The sequence below is a fragment of the Streptomyces sp. NPDC037288 genome, assembly GCF_055603265.1.
In genome coordinates this window covers 450,611-466,947 of the sequence record NZ_JBVJVY010000001.1, presented here as the reverse complement: position 1 = coordinate 466,947, position 16,337 = coordinate 450,611, and the positions used below count along the sequence as shown (strand labels likewise).

Here is a 16,337-nt window from a genome sequence, read left to right as displayed (position 1 = left end):
GGCGCCCTTCGTCGCCGTGCGGTGTACTACTTCGCGGTCGCCGCGTCCGCCGCCTGGGCCCGCAGCGCCCGTTCGACGCCCGCGCGGGACTCCGAGACGAGGCGGCGCAGGGCCGCGTTCGGGTCGGCGGTGGTCAGCCAGGTGTCCGTCTTGGCGAGGGTCTCCTCGGAGACCTGGACCGCCGGGTAGAGGCCGATGGCGATCTGCTGGGCGATCTCGTGCGAGCGCGCGTCCCAGATGTCCTTGACGACCTCGAAGTAGCGGTCCGCGTACGGCGCGAGCAGCTCCCGCTGGTCGGTCTGGACGAAGCCGCCGATCACGGCCTCCTGCACGGCGTTCGGCAGCTTGTCGGAGTCGACGACCGACGCCCAGGCCTCCGCCTTGGCCTCCGCCGTCGGGCGGGCCGCGCGGGCGGTGGCCGCGTGCCGCTCACCGGCCGCGGTCTTGTCCCGCTCGTACTCGGCCGCGATCTCCGCCTCGTCGAAGCGGCCGACCGCCGCCAGCCGCTCCACGAACGCCCAGCGCAGCTCGGTGTCCACGGCCAGACCCTCGATGGTCTGGGTGCCGTCCAGCAGGGCCTCCAGCAGGTCCAGCTGCTCCGGGGTACGGGCGGTCGCCGCGAAGGCACGGGCCCAGGCCAGCTGGTGGTCGCCCGCCGGCTCGGCCCCGCGCAGATGGGCCAGCGTGGCGTCGGTCCAGCGGGTCAGCAGGGACTCGCGGGCGGCCGGGTCGGCGTACAGCTCGATGGCGAGCTTGACCTGCCGGTGCAGCGACTGCACCACGCCGATGTCGGACTCCTTGCCGATGCCGGACAGGACGAGCGAGAGGTAGTCGCGGGTGGCCAGCTCGGCGTCGCGGGTCATGTCCCAGGCCGAGGCCCAGCACAGGGCGCGCGGCAGGGAGGCCTCGAAGTCGCCGAGGTGTTCGGTGACCACCTTCAGGGAGTCCTCGTCCAGGCGGACCTTGGCGTACGACAGGTCGTCGTCGTTGAGCAGCACGACCGCCGGGCGGCGCTTGCCCGTCAGCTGCGGTACGGCCGTCAGCTCGCCGTCGACGTCCAGCTCGATCCGGTCGGTGCGCACCAGCTTGCCGGAGCCGGCGTCGAGGTCGTACAGGCCGACGGCGATGCGGTGCGGGCGCAGGGTCGGCTCGCCCTTGGCGCCGGCGGGCAGGGCCGGGGCCTCCTGGCGGACGGCGAAGGAGGCGATGACCCCGTCGGCGTCGGTGGCGATCTCCGGGCGGAGGATGTTGATGCCCGCCGTCTCCAGCCACTTCTTCGACCAGGTCTTCAGGTCACGGCCGGAGGTCTCCTCCAGCGCGCCGAGCAGGTCGGACAGGCGCGTGTTGCCGAACGCGTGCGCCTTGAAATACGCCTGCACGCCCTTGAAGAACTCGTCCTCACCGACGTACGCGACGAGCTGCTTGAGCACGCTCGCGCCCTTGGCGTACGTGATGCCGTCGAAGTTGACGAGGACGTCGTCCAGGTCGCGGATGTCCGCCATGATCGGGTGCGTGGACGGCAGCTGGTCCTGCCGGTACGCCCAGGTCTTCATCGAGTTGGCGAACGTGGTCCACGAGTGCGGCCAGCGCGAGCCGGGCGCGGCGGCCTGGCAGGCGATGGAGGTGTAGGTGGCGAACGACTCGTTCAGCCACAGGTCGTTCCACCACTCCATCGTGACGAGGTCGCCGAACCACATGTGGGCCAGCTCGTGCAGGATGGTCTCGGCCCGGACCTCGTACGCCGCGTCGGTCACCTTGGACCGGAAGACGTACTGGTCACGGATGGTCACCGCGCCCGCGTTCTCCATCGCGCCCGCGTTGAACTCCGGCACGAACAGCTGGTCGTACTTCGCGAACGGGTACGCGTAGTCGAACTTCTCCTGGAACCAGTCGAAGCCCTGCCGGGTCACCTCGAAGATCGCGTCCGAGTCCAGGAACTCGGCGAGCGAGGGCCGGCAGTAGATGCCGAGCGGCACGGACTGGCCGTCCTTCTCGTACACGCTGTGCACGGAGTGGTACGGGCCGACGATCAGCGCGGTGATGTACGACGAGATGCGCGGGGTCGGCTCGAAGGCCCAGACGTTGTCCTTGGGCTCGGGCGTCGGCGAGTTCGAGATCACCGTCCAGCCCTCGGGCGCCTTCACGGTGAACTGGAAGGTGGCCTTCAGGTCCGGCTGCTCGAAGGAGGCGAAGACGCGGCGGGCATCCGGGACCTCGAACTGGGTGTAGAGGTAGGCCTGCTCGTCGACGGGGTCGACGAAGCGGTGCAGGCCCTCGCCGGTGTTGGTGTAGGCGCAGTCCGCGACGACCCGCAGGACGTTGCGCCCCTCCAGCAGCCCCGGCAGGGCGATCCGCGAGTCCTTGAAGACCTCGGCGGGGTCCAGCTCGTCGCCGTTGAGGACCACCTCGTGGACGGCCGGCGCCACCAGGTCGATGAACGACTCCGCGCCCGTGCGGGCGACGTCGAAGCGCACCGTGGTCACGGACCGGTAGCTGCCGCCCTCCTGCGCACCGGAGAGGTCGAGATCGATCTCGTACGAGTCAACGGTGAGCAGCTCGGCCCGCTGCTGCGCCTCTTCGCGAGTCAGGTTTGTGCCAGGCACGCGGTCATCTCCTCGTTATGTGTCGGTTGCGCCATCCTTCCATGGGACCCGCAGGGAGCGCGATGTCCGGTTCCCGCCGGTCAGCGAGGCGCCGCGGCGGGACGCTGGACCCATGACGACGACACCCACCCCGCGCCCCGTCCCGTCGCGCGTTCTGAAGGAGCTGCGGACCGCCGATGACGCGGGGCGCCCCATGGCCCCCTTCACCGACGAGGAGGGCGGCGCCCCGCTGCGCTGCTGCCTGCGCCGCAGCGAGCCCGGCGAACCGATCGCCCTGGTCTCGTACGCGCCGCTGCGCCGCTGGGCCGCCGAGACGGGCGCCGAACCCGGCGCGTACGACGAGCGGGGCCCGGTCTTCATCCACGCCGAGGACTGCCCGGGCCCGTCCGGCACCGCCGCCCTGCCCTTCCCGGACGCCCACCGCGTACTGCGCCGCTATGCGGCCGACGGCCGCATCCTGGGCGGTCGCCTGGTGGAGCCCTCGCAGAGCTTCGACGAGGCCTTCGCGGACGCCTTCGCCGACCCGGAGGTGGCGGTGGTGCATGTGCGGGCGGTGGAGTACGGCTGCTTTCTGTACGAGGTACGGCGGGAGGGCCGCGACGCCGGCCGACGCCGGTAGACGGAGGCCCCGGGCCTGACCGCCGTCCCGGGGTGACGGGGGCCCCTCTCACCGGGCTGGCGGCCCTCCTCCTGGGCCCGGCGTACGCGAGGGGCGGCCACGTGACCGTGACCGCCCCTTGCGTACGGGTGACCTACCTGGCGGACAGCTCCGCCGCCACCAGCTCCGCGATCTGGACCGCGTTCAGCGCGGCGCCCTTGCGGAGGTTGTCGTTGGAGATGAACAGGGCGAGGCCGTTGTCCACCGTCTCGTCGCGGCGGATGCGGCCGACGTACGACGGGTCCTGGCCGGCCGCCTGCAGCGGGGTCGGGATGTCGGAGAGGGCCACGCCCGGCGCCTTCGCGAGCAGCTCGGTCGCGCGCTCCGGGGTGATCGGGCGGGTGAAACGGGCGTTGACCTGCAGGGAGTGACCGGAGAAGACCGGGACGCGCACGCACGTGCCGGAGACCTTCAGGTCGGGGACCTCCAGGATCTTGCGGGACTCGTTGCGCAGCTTCTGCTCCTCGTCGGTCTCGTTCAGACCGTCGTCGACGATGGAGCCCGCCAGCGGGAGCACGTTGAAGGCGATGGTGCGCTTGTAGACGTTCGGTTCGGGGAAGTCGACCGCCTGGCCGTCGTGGGTCAGCCTGTCGGCCTCGGCGGCGGCCTTCTGCACCTGGCCGTGCAGCTCGGCCACGCCCGCGAGACCCGAGCCGGACACCGCCTGGTAGGTGGCGACGACCAGCGCCTCCAGGCCCGCCTCCTCGTGCAGCGGCTTCAGGACCGGCATCGCGGCCATCGTCGTGCAGTTCGGGTTGGCGATGATGCCCTTGGGGCGGTCGGCGACCGCGTGCGGGTTCACCTCGGAGACCACCAGGGGTACGTCCGGGTCCCTGCGCCAGGCGGAGGAGTTGTCGATCACCACGGCGCCCTGGGAGGCGACCTTTTCGGCCAGCGCCTTGGAGGTCGCGCCGCCCGCGGAGAAGATCACGATGTCGAGGCCGGTGTAGTCGGCGGTCGCCGCGTCCTCCACCGTGACACCGTCCAGCACGGTGCCGGCCGAGCGGGCCGAGGCGAACAGGCGCAGCTGCGTCACCGGGAAGTTCCGCTCCGTGAGGATCCCGCGCATGACCGTGCCGACCTGACCGGTGGCTCCGACGATTCCGACCCTCACAGTGACTCCCTCTTTGTGTCTCGTGCATGACCGGGGCTTTTCCATCATGCGGCCGACCCCGGTCCACCTGTCCAATTCTTTGCGAGGCGTGCCCGAAGAGTGGGACACGATCACCCGGCGGACGGTTCCGTACGTCCGCCCAGCACCCCGCTGAGCTGGAGAAATTCCCTCAGCCGGGCACCCGGGCCGCAAGCTGTGCTGTCCCGCCCCTGCCCGTCCGGGTCATGGCCACACGGCGGTGTGACGTACGCCTCTGCGGGCGGCCGACGCAGGTGGGGGCGGGTGCCCGAACGGACACCCCCCCCCACTGAGCCGCTCCGGGTTACGGCGTGACCTTCCCGATCTTCACGTTGCCGGTGCCCGCGACCGTGCCGCGTGCGTTCACCAGCTGGACCCGGCCGAAGAACTCGCGGCCGGCCGGTGCCTCGGCGGCGGCCGTGACCTGGCCGGAGACCGTGGCCGACGCGCCCGTGCCGAGTGCGACCGGCGTCGAGTCGTCCACCGTGACCGTGCCGAGCGTGGGGGAGAAGAACACGTCCCGGTAGTCGTAGTCGGTGGCACCCGACGGGACCGAGTATCCGACGACCTGGATGGTGTACGTCCCGGCGGCGGGGGACGGCACGGAGACCGCCTCCTCCGAGTCGCCGTCGGCGGACTGGGCGACCTGCTTGCCGCTCGCGTCGTACACGGTCAGGTCGAGGTCGGCCGCCGCGTCGGAGACGTTGCCGATCGCGACGTCCAGGGACTTGGCACCGGCCGGCACGTCCACCGTGGTGGTCTGCTTCTCACCCTGCTCGAGGGACGGGCGAGCCGTCCTGGCGGAGCCGAGCGGGCCGCCGACGAGCTTGCCGTCCAGGGCCGCGTACGTGTTCGTGACCTTCCAGGTGGCGGCAGCCGGAGTGCCCACCTTCGCCTCGGGCACGGTCACCGTCGCCGGGTCGAAGGCCGCCCCCAGGACGGAGACGTCCAGCGTGTACGGGTTGTCCAGCAGCGGGGACGTACGCCGGGCCTCGACCTCCACCTCCCAGACACCGGGCTGCGGATCGGCGTAGGAGCGCACGTCGGGCTTGCAGCCGTTGCCGTCCAGGTAGTTCGGGTAGCAGTAGGGGGTGCCGGTGTTGTCCACCGGGGTGCCGTACGGGTGGATGGCGATGAACCGGGTCTGGCTCTTGTCCTTCAGCCCGCCGATCGCGACCTCCAGCGACTTCGCGCCCTCGGGCACGGTCAGGAAGTACGACCGCGTGCTGTTGCGCTGCACCGAACCCTTCGCCGAGTAGGCGTACTTCACCGGGGTGGAGACGACCACCGTGGTGAGGATCTGCTGGTCGACGCCCTCCGTCCGCGGGTCGTCGACCTCCAGGACCGCGCTCTTGACGCCCGTGGACGCCGGGGCCGCCTGGACCCTCACCGTCACCGGCCGGTTCAGCGGCAGCCGCACCGCGTCGTCGCCGGCGATCCGGAAGGTGCGGCCGGCGTTGTTCGCGAAGTGCAGCTCGTGCCGGACCGGCTTGGCGGGGCCGGAGGTGCGGGTGACGGTGATGTCGTACGTCTTCTTCTCACCCGCCTTCAGGCCGCCCTCGCGGTCGTACAGACCGGTGCCGAAGCCAGGGGTCTTCAGGTTCTGGTCGAGCGCGGTGTCGACCGGCGCCTTCACCGTGTACGCGTGCGCGTCGGCGCCGTGCCGGATGGCGTCCCAGGCGTCCACGACGTCGATCAGGCCCGCGCCCTCCTCGTACGCCTGCACTCCGTCGATGTGGTCCGCCGTCGAGGTCAGCGCCGTGCGCAGCGTGGCGGGCGGCAGCGCGATGCCCTTCGCCTTGGCGGCGCTCAGCAGCAGCGCGGAGGCTCCCGCCGCCTGCGGGGAGGCCATCGAGGTGCCCTGGAGCATGGAGTAGCCGGCCGGCAGCGAGTAGCCCGCCTCCGCGACCGGGGAGCCGGGCAGCCAGGTCTGGGTGGAGTTGATCGCGGCCCCGGGTGCGACCAGGGTCGGGGTGAAGCCGCCGTCCTCCCGCGGGCCACGCGAGGAGAAGGGCATCATCTGGTACTTCTTCCGCACCGCCGAGCCGTAGTTCGCGGCCCACGTCTCCTTGGAGATGGCGGCGCCGACCGAGATCACCTTGTCGGCGAGGCCGGGGTCGCCGATGGTGTTGGCACCCGGTCCGGAGTTGCCGGCCGAGATCACCAGCTGCACGCCGTAGGTGTCGATGAGCCGGGTGTACAGCTCGGCGCGCGCGTTGTTGCCGTCGTTCAGGGCCGGCAGGCCGCCGATCGACATGTTGACGATGTCGACGCCCCGGCCCGCGACCAGGTCGATCATGCCCTCGGTGAGGGCGACGTTGGTGCAGCCGCCGGTCCAGGTGCAGGCGCGGGACGACACGAGCTTCGCGCCGGGAGCCGCACCGTTCATCTTCCCGCCGAACAGGCCGTTGGCGGCGGTGATGCCCGCGACATGCGTACCGTGCTCGGACTCGATGACGCCGATGTTGACGAAGTCCGCCTTCTTGCCGGCCCAGGTCCCGCCGTAGGGGTCCATCGGCACGTCCTTGCGGATCTGCACGACGAACGGCACCCGCTCGGCCACGTCGGTCTTCGGATCGTCGGTGCCGAAGTACCCGACCTGGTAGCCGTCCTTGTACGGCTTCATCGGCGTGTCGTCGGTGAAGTCGCGGTTGTTGTCCAGGTCGACGGTGACCGTGCCGGCCGCCGGGTCGTACAGCACGCCCCAGCTGTCGGTCGTGTCGCCGTCCCGGTTCAGGTCGCCCTTCTCGTCGCCGCCCGTGGTGGCGGACTCCTTGAAGGTGCTGATCTGGTACGAGCCGGAAGGCGCCGTCCAGGTCGCGCCGCCGTAGGAGAAGCCGGGCCCGGAGACCGCGGTGACCATCGGACGCCAGGTCTGGTCCCCGTCGGCGATCGGGTCGGTCGAGGTCACCCAGTCGACGATCTTCCGCTCGCCGGTGGTGGTCTTCTGCAGCGCCGGGTGGCCGAGGTCGACGCCGGAGTCGAGGATGCCGATGGTGATGCCCCGGCCGTCCGCCTTCGGGTGCTCCCTGACGAACTCGACGGCACCGGTCTCGAAGGAGGGGTTGTACGGGTTCGCGGCGGGGGTGTTCTCGCCGGGGCCGGGGTAAGCGGCCGTCACCGCACCGGACTTCGTGCCGTTCGGCGCCGGGTCGTCGAGCGGTATCTCCTGCTTGAGGTCGATGGCGTGGACCGAGGAGAGTTTCGCGGCGGCGGCGATGGCCGAGTCGGCCCCGGCCGTCGGCACGGTGGCGCGGACATAGCCGACCTTGTCGTAGGTACGGCCCACCGAGCCGCCCTTGACCGCGTCCAGTTCCTTGACGACCTGCTCGGTCTGCCCGGGGGCCGTCGCGATCATCAGCGTGACGTTCTTGTCGCCGTCGGCCTTGGCCTCGGCGAGCAGGCCGGCGTCGTCCGAACCCAGCTTCTCCTGGGCGGACTTGACGCCGGATCCGGCGGGCGGCGCGTCCGCGGCGAGGGCCAGGGGTATCGGCCCGGCCGCAGACAGGGCGGCCACCACGCCCACGGCCACGGCTATGCGGGCCAGGCGTCTCGGGCCGGGTATGGGATCACGCTCGTGCGTGCGGTTCATCGGCATCCCTCAGGTAAAGGAATTGAGCGGACGAGAGCGCTCAGCTTTACCCAAGGGGCAGTTCTTTGGGGATCGTTGACCGAATCGATATCGGTGTATGGGGAAAACCCGCTATGCCGCTACCGGTGTCGGCCCCGAACGGCCGGGGACGCGGTCAGTTCTCCTTCGAGCGCGCGTAATGCCGGGACGCCTTCGCGCGGTTGCCGCACGCGGCCATCGAGCACCAGCGGCGGGTGCCGTTGCGGGACGTGTCGAAGAAGTGCAGGATGCAGCCGCCGCCGGCGCAGGTCCGGATGCGCTCCGGGGCCCGGGTGATCAGCTCCAGGTAGTTCCGGGCGGCGAGCCAGGCCGGCCCCCACGACGGATCGGCGAACTCCGGGTCCTCGGCGGGGCCGTCGGGGGTCAGCCGGGCCCGGATCCGCCCGTGTGCCAGTACGGCGTCCACGAGCGGTGCCGCCTCCCGCGGCGACCCGTGCACCGCGACCCTGATCGCCTCGCGGGCCTCACGCAGATGCTCCAGTGCCTCCGGGCCCGCCGCATGGTCCCCGGCCAGCCGGTTGCTCGCGAGCCACACCGCCAGCCCCTCGGTGTCGGCGAGCAGGTCCTGGGTGACGCCTTCCCGGTTCCACCGGGTGTTGAGCAGATCGAGCGCGAGGGGCTCGCCGGTGAGGGGGCGGGGGTCGTGAGGGGCGGTCATCGGGCACTCCTTGTCCTCTAACCGCTCAATTGTATGTGAGCGGTTGACCGCCTTGCTTCTAACCCTCTAATGTGAATGACGAAGGTTATAGGCCGCCTAGAAGGGGAACACCATGGCTCCGCGCATCGCGCACGCAGGTCTGAACGTCACCGACCTCGACCGCTCGCTCGCCCTGTACCGCGACCTCCTCGGCTTCGCCGTGCTCGCCGAGGGCAAGGAGGACGACCAGCGCTGGGCGATGCTGGGTGAGAGCGGCGGCGCCCCGCTCGTCACGCTCTGGCAGCAGGCGCAGGGGGCGTACGACAGCGCTCGCCCGGGACTGCATCACCTCGCCTTCGCGGTCGACTCGATCGACCGCGTCCAGGAGTACGAGACCGCGCTGCGGGCCGCCGGAGCGGACTTCGCCCACGACGGCGTGGTCGCCCACCGCGAGGGCGGGACCTCGGGCGGGATCTTCTTCCATGACCCGGACGGCATCCGCCTGGAGATCTCCGCCCCCCTCGGCCCCGACGGCGCCCCGGCACCCCACACCTCCGCCCCGACCTGCGGATTCTTCTAGTCATGGGCACCTATCACGCGGGCTCGCTCGCCGTGCAGGAACTGATGGGCGTACGCGACCGCGCCGACCACGTGGGCCGCTCCCTCGGCCAGGACATCAAGCCGGTCGCAGCGGCCTTCCTGGAACTGCAGCCCCTGCTGGTCGTGGGCGCGGCGGCCCCGGAGACGGGCCGGGTGTGGGCATCCGCACTGACGGGCACGCCGGGATTCCTGCGGGCCACGGGCCTCAGGCAGATGTCGGTCACTACGCACACCGTGCGGGACGGCCCGCCCGAAGGGGCGCGGGGCACTGCGCGAGCAGCCACAGACGGCCCGCACGCGCGCGACGGCCTGCGCCACCCCCTCGCGACCGCGCTGAAAACCCCTCGCACCCCGATAGGCACCATCGCCCTCGACCCCCGCACCCGCCGCCGCATGCGCCTGAACGGCCGGCTGAGACCGACATCACGGGGCTTCGCGGTCGAGGCGGACCAGGTCTTCGCCAACTGCCCCAAATACATCCAGCGCAGGGAGTCGTACGAAACCCTTCCCGGCCGCACACCGGGCACCCCCCTCCTCCTGACCGAACTCACCGGTCAGGCAGCGCAGTTCATCAGGTCGGCCGACACCTTCTTCCTGGCCACCGCGCACCCCGGTGGAGTCGACGCCAGCCACCGGGGCGGCAACCCCGGCTTCGTCCACGTCGCGTCACCCCGCGAACTGGCCTGGCCGGACTACCCCGGCAACGCCATGTTCCTCACCCTCGGCAACCTGCGCACCGACCCCCGCGCCGGGCTCCTCTTCCTCGACTGGGCCACCGGCACCACCCTCCAGCTCACCGGCGAGGCACACACCGCCTTCACCGCCGCAGGCGACCGCACCATCCGCTTCACCCTCACCGAGGCCCTGTGGACCCCGGCCGCCCTGCCCCTGCGCTGGTCGGCGCCCGAATATTCACCGGCCAATCCGGACGTGCCGGGCTAACGTCCGGGAATGCGACGGAACCTGAGGGTGGCGGCCTACGCCGTATGCGTCCGGGACGGTCGGATCCTGCTCGCCCGTTCACCATCCCCCGACGGAACTCCCGAGTGGGTCCTGCCGGGCGGCGGCATGGAGCACGGCGAGGATCCGTACGACACCGTCCGCCGCGAGGTCACCGAGGAGACCGGCTACCGCATCGAGGTGACCGGGCTCCTCGGCGTGGACTCCCGGCGCCATCTCTTCCCCCGCCGAGGGCTGCGGCGCACCACCGCCCACCACGCCCTGCGTCTCCTCTACGCAGGAGAGGTCACCGGCGGCGAACTCCGGTACGAGGTCGGGGGGTCCACCGATTTCGCCGCATGGCAGGACCTCTCGGCCCTGCCGGACCTGAACCGGGTGCGTCTGGTGGACATCGCGTTGCGGCTGTGGCGGGAGCGTCCCGCAGACGGTCATCTCGCCGCCCGGGTCCCACTCCTACCCCAAGAGATGAACGAGGAGTAACCGCCCCTCGGCCACGCGCAATCCACTCCGTGACCGCGTCCCGTACCCCGTGATCCACGTACGGTGATCGGTGCTGCGCGTTGCCGCCGCGTTCACGCGCAGGTCATCCCGGGTGCCAAGCATCCAGAGTGAGCGGGGCGTTCGCGCAGGCGACGGCCCGCGACCACTGCCGACGCGTTCGCACCCGGGGAGATCGCGCCATGTCGCGCATACGCTCTGTCGCCACCTCCGCCCAGCAGGTCAACCGCCGTACCGTCCTCGCCGCCGCCGGAGCGGTCTCGCTCTCCGCGGGCGTCGGCTACGCCCTGCGCCCCACCGACAGCCAGGCCGCCACCTCCTCCACCGAGGCGCCCGTCGCCGCCTCCCGGAAGGTCTCCGCCGCGGCCTCGCTCGCCCCCTACACCAAGGGCACCACCCTCGCCTCCGTCGCCACCCCCCGGAACAGCTCCGGCTACCGGCGCCTGGCCGACGGCCCGGGCTGGAAGCGGGTGGTGCGCAGCGAGCTGGCCGCCCCCAAGTCCGGCCGTGCGGGCCGCCGTACGGCCCTCGCCGCGTTCGTCCAGTTCACCGACCTGCACCTGATGGACGTCCAGCACCCCCTGCGCTGGGAGTTCCTGCGCTCGGCCGATACGCACTCCTGGCGCCCGCACGAGGCGCTCACCGTGCCCGGCGCCATCTCGCTCGTCGAGCGGGTCAACGCGCTGCGGGGCGCCCCCGTCACCGGCGCCCCGCTCCACTTCGTCATGACCACCGGCGACAACACCGACAACAACGCCCACTCCGAGCTGGAGTGGTTCATGAAGGTGATGAGCGGTGGCCGTATCACCCCCGACTCCGGGGACCCCAGGCACTACGAGGGCGTGCAGAACAGCGGCCTGCAGCTGTACTGGCAGCCCGATTCCGCCACCCGCGACGGCGACAAGGCGCTCGGCTTCCCGCACCTGCAGGGCTTCCTGGCCGCCGCGATCCGCGAGGTCCGAAGCCCCGGCCTCGACCTGCCCTGGTACTCCACCGTCGGCAACCACGACGCCCTCCCGCTCGGCGCGTACGGCTCCCACGGCGACCCCTACCTCGCCGAGGCGGCCATCGGCGGCAAGAAGCTGATGAGCGTCCCCGCCGCCGACGCCAGGAAGCTCCTGGACGCCATCAACCACGCCAAGGACCCCAAGGGCACCGGCTACCGCGACTTCCTCAAGGCCCACGCCCGGTCCATGCGCTCGGTCACTCCGGACGAGAGGCGCGCCCCGTACACCCCGACCGACTACCTCAAGGCCCACCTGGACCCCGCCCACCAGGGCCACGGCCCGGTCGGCCACGGCTACTCCTCGGCGAACGTCGACGCGGGCACCCAGTACTACGCCTTCCGCGTCTCCGAGGACGTCATCGGCATCAGCCTCGACACCACCGACCCCGGCGGCCACTACAACGGCTCGATCGGCACCGCCCAGCTCAGGTGGCTCGACCGGACACTCAGGGACAACAAGGACTCCTACGCGGTCGTCTTCAGCCACCACACCAGCACGAGCATGAACAACACCCGCCCCGACCCGGCCCGCCCCGGCGAACGGCGCCACACCGGCGCCGAGGTGCTCTCCGTCCTCTCCGCCCACGCCCAGGTCCTGGCCTGGGTGAACGGCCACGTCCACAAGAACGTCATCACCCCGCACCAGACCTCCGGCGGCCGGTCCTTCTGGGAGATCTCCACCGCCTCGCACATCGACTACCCCCACCTGGCCCGCATCATCGAACTGGTCGACAACAAGGACGGCACGATCTCCGTGTTCACCACCCTGATCGAGTCCGCCGCCCCGCACCGCACCGACTACGCCGACCTCTCCCAGACCGGCCTGGCCGCTCTCTACCGCGAGCTGGCCTACAACGCGCCCGGCGCCAGCAAGACACTCGCGGGCGGCGCGGCCGACCGGAACACGGAGCTGGTGCTGAAGAAGGGCTGATTCCAACGGCGACCGGTCCGGCGACCAGCGCACCGCCGGAGGCTGCTGCCGCGGTGGGCATCGGCATCCTCTGTATCGATGTCCGGGGCGTCGTGGCGTAACGCGGCATGCGGAAATGCGAGGCCTCTTGTTCACGTATGCGTAACACACCCGCAATGTCCATACCGCCTCATATCGGCTAACCCGGTTCGGACGGGGATGGCTCGATCTTTTCGATCATTTATGCAAGGCGGGTGGTCGCGTGCGTCAGAGGCACGGACTGCGGGTGCTGTCGGTCTACGAGGGTTTCTTCTCCGGAGGAGCCCGGATCGTGCACAGCGACGTCGTACGGGGACTGGCCGAGGGCGGCCAGTCCCACCAGATACTCAGCATCCACGGCGAGGTCCGGCGCGAGGCCACCCGGCAGCGCATGGAGGACGACGCCTGCTACCGGGCCCTGACCGCCGACGGCATCGGCGTCACCTCGCTCGGCCGCAGCGCGGGCCTGGTGGACGGGGCTCTCGCGGCGAACGTTTTCAGCGGGCCCGAGATGGCCGAAACGGCCCGGGCGATGGCCGGGGCCGATGTGATCCTCTCCCTGAAGGAGCAGCCGCTGGCCCTGCTGAACCAGGCCGGCCTGCCCCGCCGCCCGGTCGTGGTCTGCCTGCACCGCTCGGACCCGGAGAACCAGGGCCCGGCACTGGACGAGCTGAAGGCCGCCATCACCGACGGCACCGTGGCCGCGTGCGTGTGCTGCGCCGAGTCCACGCGGGCCGCCTACGAGGCCGCCGGTATCCCGGGCCGGCTGCTGCACGTCATCCCCAACGGCGTCGACCTGCTCCGCTTCCGCCCGGACCCGGCGGCCCGGCTGGCGTTCCGCACGTCCCTGGGCATCCCGGCCGCCGCACCGGTGGTCGTCTTCGCGGCCCGCTACGCCCCGATGAAGAACATCCCGCTCCTCCTGCGCGCCGCCCGCGCCTGGCTCGCCCGCGAGCCCGAGGGCCACGTCCTGATGTGCGGCGCGGGCATGAACGACACGAACCCCGCTCTGTGGTCCGACATCGAGACCGCGTTCGGCGCCGACCGGCGGCTCGCGGAGCGGATCCGCCTGCTCGGCGTGCGCCGTGACATGGAGACCGTCTACGCCGGTGCCGACGTCGTCGCGCTGACGTCCGCCTCGGGGGAGGCGGCGCCGCTGTGCCTGATCGAGGGCATGATGTGCGGCGCCGTGCCGGTGACGACGGACGTGGGCGACAGCGCGGAGATCGTCCGGGGCCACGGATTCGTGACCCCGCAGGACCCCGACGCCGTCGCGCTGGCCTGGACGGCGGCGGTCGCCGGCCGCGCCGGTCTCGCCCCGGCACTGGCGGCGAGCCGCGAACGCTTCAGCCGTACCCGCATGATCGCGGCGTACGCCGCGCTGCTGGACGGCGTCCACACGAGCGGCGCCGCGCGGCTGCCGACGCTGCCCGGGCCGCTGTAGCGGTCAGGACACCCGGGTGAGGACCGGGAGGTAGCCGAGGGCCTGTCCCGGTGCCGTGGGGTGGTACGACTCGGTGATCGCCGGCACGTCGACACCGTGCAGCCAGGGGCTGGCCGAGCAGATCTCGTGGCCGGCGAAGGCGGCGGTGACGTCGGCGAAGGTGAAGCCGTGCTCGACGGCGCCTTTGGCGATCACCTCGTCCAGGTGGTCCACGGCGCCGTTGACGGCGGCGCGGTCCCTGTCCGCGAGGCCCAGTCGGCAGGTGCCCTGCAGGTGGTACAGGTGCGGATAGCCCAGCACCACGACGTGGGCGGCGGGCGCCCGGTCCCTGATCGCCGTGTAGAGGCGGTCGAGGTTGCGTGCGAGCGTCCCGTCCATCGAGGTGCGGGCACGGGAGACGGCGGACCGGCACCGGGTGTCGCCGCCCAGCGCGCAGGCCGTCATGACCGCGGCGAAGCCCGAGTCGCTGCCGCCGACGGTGAGGGTGACCAGGCCCGTGCGCGCGCTGAGGTGGCCGAGCTGGTCGGCCAGGACGTCGGTCGTCCGGGCGCCGTTGCAGGCGGCGAAGGTGAACGACGACGGCGCGTGGGCCTCGGCCCACAGGACCGGGTACGCCCGGGAGCTGCGCTTGCACTCCGGGCCGGAGGACAGGTAGTCGCCGGCTCCGACGCCGGCCGAGTAGGAGTCGCCGAGCGCGACGTAGCCGGTGGCCGCGGGCGCCACTTCCGCCGTCGCGGGGTCGGCGAAGGCGCAGGCAGCCGCCAGGAGGAGGGAGCAGGCACCCGCCGCTGTTCGGGACTGTCTCATGACTCCCCTCCTATCGCGGGCCCGCCCGGCTCCGCCCGCCGGGCTCGTCCGCCCGGGTGAACCCTCACCCGGGTGGCGCACCAGGAGTTGACGGGTGGCGGCACGCACGAGGAGGGGCCACCGGACGCGGTGGCCCCTCCTCTCCCCTCCTGGTGTCCTCTCCGGCCGTCACTACCGGGGAAGCACCACGACATAGGCGGCCGGGTCGCGGTCGGCCGACGCCATCAGGGCCGTACGGACCACCGCCGCCTGCTGTTCCATCCCGTCCCGCAGCTTCTTCGGGGTGAGGTACACGACCGTGATCCCCAGGCGTTCCAGGTGCTCGCGCTTGCGGGCGTACTCCGACCACAGCGCGTCCTCATCCTGCCGATGGCCTTGCCGGGTCGCGCGCGTGTCCAGCTCCACCGCCACCGCCTGGTCGGGCCAGTACGCGTCCAGGCCGCCGAGGTGCGGGCCGCCGGGCAGCCGCAGGTCGACGTTCCAGACCGGGTCGGGCAGCCCGTACTCGGCGACCATCCGGTACAGCCGGTCCTCGGCGATCGAGCGGCCCTCCGCCACGAGCGCGTCCACCGCGTCCACCACGTGCGGGCGGTTCAGCAGCTTGGCGTGGGTCAGCTCCCGTACGACCGAGGCCGGTTCGCAGTGGCCGCCGCGTACCGCCTCGGTCAGCAGCCGCCGTACCGCCTCCGCGTCCGTCAGCTCCGCCACCGCGTCCGCCAGCGCCCGCGGCACCGGCGCCACCGGCAGGCCCGTCACCGACCTGGGCCTGGGCAGGGACGGGGTGCGCAGGACGCGGACGAAGCCCGTGGAGCGCAGCCGGCGCAGCCGCGGGACCAGGACGTCGACGTGGTCCAGGGAGAGCAGCGGCGGGGTGGCCGAGAAACCGTAGAGGGTGAGGGCGGCCAGGCCCGTGATCATCGCCTCCGCGTAGACCGGGCGGTGCGGTTCCTCCGCCGTCGGCTGGGCCGGGACGCCCGGCGTGGACTCGCGGGCCGCGTACAGCAGGGCCCCGTGCAGACGCTCCTCGTTCGTCGGCGGTCCGGGGTGCAGCAGGACCACGTTCGGCAGCAGCAGCTGCCAGGGGCCGCCGGGACGGCACTGGTCGGTCAGCTCGTTCGTCGTCACGCCGTGGGCGCGGAGTTGAGCCGTCGTCAGGACGCGGCGGTGGACCTCGGAGAGGTGGCGGAGGGGGCGGGGGGAGAGCGGGGTGTTGTGCGTCATGGCGTCGGGATTCCCGCGCCGGGTCCCCGCTTTAACCGCTGTTACACGCCCGTCGAGAAATGCGGACAAGGTGGGACTAAAGGTCAGGTGTTCGGATGCCGAGTAGGGAAGCAAAACCCCTGGTCCGATCGGGTGCGGATCAGGGGTTACGGCTACTCTTGCCCGAATTTCGTAACGGTCACCGGCCGGGA

At 71.7% G+C, this 16,337-nt stretch carries 12 protein-coding genes; 6 read left to right on the top strand and 6 right to left on the bottom strand.

From position 1 onward, the window contains the following. Window positions 1–26 precede the first annotated feature (26 nt). A complete protein-coding gene (gene pepN / locus ACZ7GZ_RS02160) occupies window positions 27–2,603 on the bottom strand; it encodes an aminopeptidase N (RefSeq protein WP_471020050.1) in 2,577 nt (858 codons plus the stop codon). A 112-nt stretch (window positions 2,604–2,715) separates the two neighbouring features. On the opposite strand from pepN, the gene ACZ7GZ_RS02155 reads away from it, so the two are divergent. Next, window positions 2,716–3,222 (top strand): DUF1203 domain-containing protein, encoded by a 507-nt coding sequence (locus ACZ7GZ_RS02155; protein WP_471020047.1) that lies wholly within the window; start codon window positions 2,716–2,718, stop codon window positions 3,220–3,222. 133 nt (window positions 3,223–3,355) lie between these two features. On the opposite strand, the gene ACZ7GZ_RS02150 is transcribed toward ACZ7GZ_RS02155, so the two are convergent. The 3 genes from ACZ7GZ_RS02150 to ACZ7GZ_RS02140 form a co-directional block, all read right to left on the bottom strand. After that, window positions 3,356–4,375 carry an aspartate-semialdehyde dehydrogenase gene (locus ACZ7GZ_RS02150; RefSeq protein WP_471020044.1) on the bottom strand — a complete coding sequence of 340 codons (1,020 nt, stop codon included), beginning with the start codon at window positions 4,373–4,375 and terminating at the stop codon, window positions 3,356–3,358. A 322-nt stretch (window positions 4,376–4,697) separates the two neighbouring features. Beyond that, window positions 4,698–7,985 (bottom strand): S8 family serine peptidase, encoded by a 3,288-nt coding sequence (locus ACZ7GZ_RS02145; RefSeq protein WP_471020041.1) that lies wholly within the window; start codon window positions 7,983–7,985, stop codon window positions 4,698–4,700. 154 nt (window positions 7,986–8,139) lie between these two features. Continuing rightward, a complete protein-coding gene (locus tag ACZ7GZ_RS02140; protein WP_471020039.1) occupies window positions 8,140–8,682 on the bottom strand; it encodes a CGNR zinc finger domain-containing protein in 543 nt (180 codons plus the stop codon). A gap of 112 nt (window positions 8,683–8,794) precedes the next feature. On the opposite strand from ACZ7GZ_RS02140, the gene ACZ7GZ_RS02135 reads away from it, so the two are divergent. From ACZ7GZ_RS02135 to ACZ7GZ_RS02115, 5 genes are all read left to right on the top strand, one after another. Then, a complete protein-coding gene (locus tag ACZ7GZ_RS02135; protein WP_471020038.1) occupies window positions 8,795–9,241 on the top strand; it encodes a VOC family protein in 447 nt (148 codons plus the stop codon). Window positions 9,242–9,243: 2 nt separating this feature from the next. Continuing rightward, entirely contained in the window at window positions 9,244–10,203 is a 960-nt protein-coding gene (locus tag ACZ7GZ_RS02130) for a pyridoxamine 5'-phosphate oxidase family protein (RefSeq protein ID WP_471020036.1), read from the top strand. Between the two features lie 9 nt (window positions 10,204–10,212). Then, window positions 10,213–10,701, top strand: coding sequence for an NUDIX hydrolase (locus tag ACZ7GZ_RS02125; RefSeq protein WP_471020033.1), 489 nt, complete (start codon window positions 10,213–10,215; stop codon window positions 10,699–10,701). Window positions 10,702–10,901: 200 nt separating this feature from the next. Further along, a complete protein-coding gene (locus tag ACZ7GZ_RS02120; RefSeq protein ID WP_471020031.1) occupies window positions 10,902–12,656 on the top strand; it encodes a TIGR03767 family metallophosphoesterase in 1,755 nt (584 codons plus the stop codon). A gap of 265 nt (window positions 12,657–12,921) precedes the next feature. Then, window positions 12,922–14,118 (top strand): glycosyltransferase, encoded by a 1,197-nt coding sequence (locus tag ACZ7GZ_RS02115; RefSeq protein ID WP_471020200.1) that lies wholly within the window; start codon window positions 12,922–12,924, stop codon window positions 14,116–14,118. Window positions 14,119–14,121: 3 nt separating this feature from the next. On the opposite strand, the gene ACZ7GZ_RS02110 is transcribed toward ACZ7GZ_RS02115, so the two are convergent. Next, entirely contained in the window at window positions 14,122–14,925 is an 804-nt protein-coding gene (locus tag ACZ7GZ_RS02110; RefSeq protein WP_471020029.1) for an SGNH/GDSL hydrolase family protein, read from the bottom strand. A 171-nt stretch (window positions 14,926–15,096) separates the two neighbouring features. Then, the gene (locus tag ACZ7GZ_RS02105) at window positions 15,097–16,146 is read right to left on the bottom strand and encodes a hypothetical protein (RefSeq protein ID WP_471020028.1); all 1,050 of its coding nucleotides are present in this window, start codon (window positions 16,144–16,146) and stop codon (window positions 15,097–15,099) included. Window positions 16,147–16,337 lie beyond the last annotated feature (191 nt).

Excerpts from the sequence above, each read along its gene's own strand:
- ACZ7GZ_RS02140 (WP_471020039.1), bottom strand. The coding sequence starts at position 8,682 with ATGACCGCCCCTCACGACCCCCGCCCCCTCACCGGCGAGCCCCTCGCG.
- ACZ7GZ_RS02105 (WP_471020028.1), bottom strand. The coding sequence starts at position 16,146 with ATGACGCACAACACCCCGCTCTCCCCCCGCCCCCTCCGCCACCTCTCC.
- ACZ7GZ_RS02120 (WP_471020031.1), top strand. The coding sequence starts at position 10,902 with ATGTCGCGCATACGCTCTGTCGCCACCTCCGCCCAGCAGGTCAACCGC.
- ACZ7GZ_RS02145 (WP_471020041.1), bottom strand. The coding sequence starts at position 7,985 with ATGAACCGCACGCACGAGCGTGATCCCATACCCGGCCCGAGACGCCTG.
- ACZ7GZ_RS02125 (WP_471020033.1), top strand. The coding sequence starts at position 10,213 with ATGCGACGGAACCTGAGGGTGGCGGCCTACGCCGTATGCGTCCGGGAC.
- ACZ7GZ_RS02110 (WP_471020029.1), bottom strand. The coding sequence starts at position 14,925 with ATGAGACAGTCCCGAACAGCGGCGGGTGCCTGCTCCCTCCTCCTGGCG.
- ACZ7GZ_RS02130 (WP_471020036.1), top strand. The coding sequence starts at position 9,244 with ATGGGCACCTATCACGCGGGCTCGCTCGCCGTGCAGGAACTGATGGGC.
- ACZ7GZ_RS02135 (WP_471020038.1), top strand. The coding sequence starts at position 8,795 with ATGGCTCCGCGCATCGCGCACGCAGGTCTGAACGTCACCGACCTCGAC.
- ACZ7GZ_RS02155 (WP_471020047.1), top strand. The coding sequence starts at position 2,716 with ATGACGACGACACCCACCCCGCGCCCCGTCCCGTCGCGCGTTCTGAAG.